3 protein-coding genes and 2 tRNA genes are annotated in these 3,793 nt (G+C 42.9%); 1 reads left to right on the forward strand and 4 read right to left on the reverse strand.

Annotation, left to right across the window (positions count from 1 at the left end; genetic code table 11):
* The coding region (locus ACTXGO_RS10830) for a LysE family translocator (RefSeq protein ID WP_443574463.1) at window positions 1-615 on the reverse strand (615 nt) is incomplete at its 3' end.
* Window positions 616-897: 282 nt separating this feature from the next.
* On the opposite strand from ACTXGO_RS10830, the gene ACTXGO_RS10835 reads away from it, so the two are divergent.
* Entirely contained in the window at window positions 898-1,797 is a 900-nt protein-coding gene (locus ACTXGO_RS10835) for a DMT family transporter (RefSeq protein WP_443574465.1), read from the forward strand.
* A 97-nt stretch (window positions 1,798-1,894) separates the two neighbouring features.
* Here ACTXGO_RS10835 and ACTXGO_RS10840 read toward each other — a convergent pair whose 3' ends face one another.
* The 3 genes from ACTXGO_RS10840 to ACTXGO_RS10850 all read right to left on the reverse strand — a co-directional run bounded on the left by ACTXGO_RS10840 (window position 1,895) and on the right by ACTXGO_RS10850 (window position 3,683).
* Window positions 1,895-2,953 carry a hypothetical protein gene (locus tag ACTXGO_RS10840; protein WP_443574467.1) on the reverse strand — a complete coding sequence of 353 codons (1,059 nt, stop codon included), beginning with the start codon at window positions 2,951-2,953 and terminating at the stop codon, window positions 1,895-1,897.
* A gap of 422 nt (window positions 2,954-3,375) precedes the next feature.
* Window positions 3,376-3,451: transfer RNA gene (locus tag ACTXGO_RS10845), tRNA-Glu, on the reverse strand.
* A 156-nt stretch (window positions 3,452-3,607) separates the two neighbouring features.
* Window positions 3,608-3,683 (reverse strand) — tRNA-Ala (locus tag ACTXGO_RS10850).
* Window positions 3,684-3,793 lie beyond the last annotated feature (110 nt).

Below are 3,793 nucleotides of genomic sequence, written 5' to 3' on the forward strand. Positions count from 1 at the left end.
AAACACCACACCGCTTATTTTATTCAACACAGACTCAATCGCTGGGTTCTCTCGCAGTTTCTGACTAAATCGTGATGCCAGTAGCGCCAAACATACGCACCATATTAAACCTGTCAGCGCGAACGTCAGTCCCAATACCAAAAAAGATAGCGTGCTATGTGCGTAACTAGGATCGATAAACTGCGGAAAAAACGCGAGGAAGAACAACGCAACTTTTGGGTTAAAGGTATTGGTCAGCACGCCTTGTTTGTATATTTGAGCGTAGTCCAAAGACTTAGCTTGAGCGTTGCTTTTATTATTAGGTAAATTGTCTGCTATAACGGCACTAGATTTGCTCATCAGCATCTTAAAGCCTAAGTAGCACAGATAACTAGCACCGATATATTTAACGATAGTAAAGGCAAGTGGCGACTTGGCTAAAATAATTGATAATCCGAGTGCTGCCAATACGGTATGTACTAAGATACCTGAAACGATACCGAGCACAGAATATAGCCCCGCTTTTTTACCCTGAGAGACGCTGCGAGTAATGATGTACATCGTATCAATACCAGGGGTCACATTGAGCAAAATGGCTGCTAAGACAAATCCCAAATAGTTATCTATACCAAACATCGCTTGTATCCTCGTTGATAGCGCTTTTGTTGTTTTAGTAAAGAGCCACATTATAAAGCGGTAGATAGCTTTGAGCGACCTATCAGTCTAAGCTCATTGTAGAGATTATCCAATGACGAATTATGTACTTACTTGCTCTTATCAAAAATAGACTACAGACACACAAATAAACCCCTTTTAAAAGCAGCAACGCGGTATCATCACGATATTTTTAAGCGCTTAGCCTGCGATAGTTGATTATTGACTGATGGCTGAGCAAGTCACTATTAAATTGAGCCAACTATGAGCAGACGCGACCTTATTATCTTTATCAGCTTGTCCTTTATGTGGTCGTTATCCTTTATTTTTTATAGAGTAGGCGTGCCTGAGTTTGGCTCGATGTCATTTGCCAGCTTGCGGGTGATATTTGCAGGTCTCACTATGCTGGCCTTTTTGGCCTTTAACCCCACTCATCTAAAGATAGTGGGTAAGCATTGGAAGCTGCTCACAGTAGTCGGTCTGGTTTCAACCTCTATCCCCTTTGTACTATTCTCTTATGCTGCGCAGTCAGTGAACGCTGGCGTGCTTGCAGTACTCAACGCTTCTGTGCCGATGATGAGCGGTTTTATCGCCAGTACATTCTTTAATGATAAGCTCTCAAAAAAGCAGACGCTGGGCTTGATGATTGGCATTATAGGCGTTGTAATCTTGATGAGTGAAAGCTTGTTTGGCGGGGCAGCTTCAGATTTGGGCTCGAGTTTAGTACCCATGGGTTATGCTTTGCTTGGTTGCGTGGGCTATGCTATTGGCGCGAACGTGACCAAGAACTATCTACATGACACCTCACCTGTCGCCATTACTATTGGTGCTATGCTGATTGCAAGTGTCGTCATGCTGCCTGTCGCTATCTACGAGTTTCCTTATGGACAGAGTATCAGTCTAAAAGCTTGGGTCTCGGTGGTTTGTATTGGCGTATTCTCAACGGCGATTGCTTTTATCTTTATCAATGAGCTGATCAAGAGCATTGGCCCTATGCGAGCGACAAGTATCACCTTAGTTATTCCTATATTTGCGATTATCTTTGGTTATATCTTATTAGGTGAGGCTTTGGATACCGCTGCTATTGTCGGTTCAGCGGTGATACTGGTAGGGACTTATTTATCCTTAAATTTGTCGCTAAAGAGTTTTACTGGGTCTCATTAATTGTTCAATGGATGACAAACCCTAATAAAACTGAGCACAAAAAAAGCCTAATCGTTAAGACTAGGCTTTTTTAATGATTAGCTTTTGAGTTGATGGATTAACGAACATTATCACCATAAGTAACGATTGGACGATCTAAGCGATGTTTAGTAGCGGCGCTTTTAGCACCAGCAATAGCGGCGACAAAAGTGAGTAGCGCACTGATTAACCAGAATAGACCACTGTACAAGGCTGCTTTACGAGCCACATCTTCAGCTTGTTGCAAGTTTTGATCAACAGTCTGCTGTGCTTGAGCAATATACTGCTCCGTCTTCATTTTGTACTCATTGAATGATTGCGTGACCTCGGTACGTACTTCAAGCGCTTGAGCTTCAGTGAGGCCTTCAGCTTGCAGGCGATTGATAAGCTCATCACTCTTTAAGGTTTGTTCAATAGATGCCATACGCTGCTTAGCATAGTCATCAATATTGCGCCACGTATCGACACTCGTGAAGTCCATATCGGCTACATCGCCTTGAGTCTCATTGATCATTTGCTCAACGACATTAGTGGTTGCTGCGATTTGTTCTTCATTTAAACCTTGTGTATTTTTAGCGACTAGAGCATTCAAGTCTTCTTTACTAATATTACCTGAGACCGTTTGATACGCTTGCTGCGCACGTTGTTGCAGCTGCTCAATAGTGCTATCTGGCGCGGCAACGGCTGCCGTACCGACCGCCGAGGTTCCTGCTGCTGCAACGCCGCCTGCTGTCTTGGCTACGGTGCTGACCGTGCCGCCAATAGCGTTACCAGCAGATGCCAAGATACCAGTGGCACTACTTAGCGTAAAAAACGTTGTAAACAAGATGATAAGTGCTGCAGTTAACATACCTGTTAGGCTGGCATCCTTTGGATCAACATCAGTACCGTCACCAAATAGTGCTTCTGGTGCTGAGAATTTGATAGCAAAGTAACCTGCGATAAAGGCGCTGACTAAAGCAGTAATAGCGGCATATATACCGCCTGCGATACTTGTACCCTTTAAGTCGAAAGGGAGAAAAGAGCTGAGGACGAGCGCTAGGGCAATCATTGCCATAACGACAATCAATCCCATAACGAGACCAGCTAGAACGCCGCGCCACGATGGACGACGCTGAGATGAGTAAGTAGGGGTCATAATCATTCCTTTTAAGGATTACATATCAATTGTTATAGGCTAAATACTTCACTAATATTTGTGATATAAAAGTTACACGGCACAAAGTTTAGTGAATATATGGCAAGCTTAGTCAAATGCATTTGATATTAATAATACTATTAGGTAGAGAATAACAAGCATCTTGTATACAAGTGTTAACCTATGTCATTAAAACCTGTAAATGTAAAATCATGTAAAGTTTAAAAGCTAGGTTGTTGATAGAAAACACTATTTGTAGGATATGGTGGACGCTTGAGCAAAGGCTTATTGTGCTAGAATAAATAAGGATCTAAAGTGCAGACGACAAAAAGCCCAGTCACAAAATCGTGGCTGGGCTTTTAGTTGTGCTTACTAGTCTTATCTCATGCAAAGCAAAAGAGCTAATAATTGACACCAAATAGTGGCGTCCCCAGGGGGATTCGAACCCCCGTTACCGCCGTGAAAGGGCGGTGTCCTAGGCCTCTAGACGATGGGGACGCATAGAGTGTTGTATTTAATGCAATTAAGCATCGATACAACGGTCAATCACAATATCAGAGAACTTATTACAGATAACATAAAAAGTCTTGCCTAGGTGCTGATACTGCCTCTTAACTGTTTCATCTAAGATAAAAGAATCTAACGATAAAAATATGGTGGAGCTAAACGGAGTCGAACCGTTGACCCCTTGCATGCCATGCAAGTGCTCTACCAACTGAGCTATAGCCCCTCGTTAAGAGTGAGCGTATTTTAGGGAATAGCTAGGAGGTTGTCAATAGGTAATTTGGGGAATCGTGATAAATAGTCTGGCATGAGCGTTATTAGTAGGGTGCGCCTCGC

The sequence above is a fragment of the Psychrobacter sp. T6-1 genome (genome assembly GCF_052258445.1).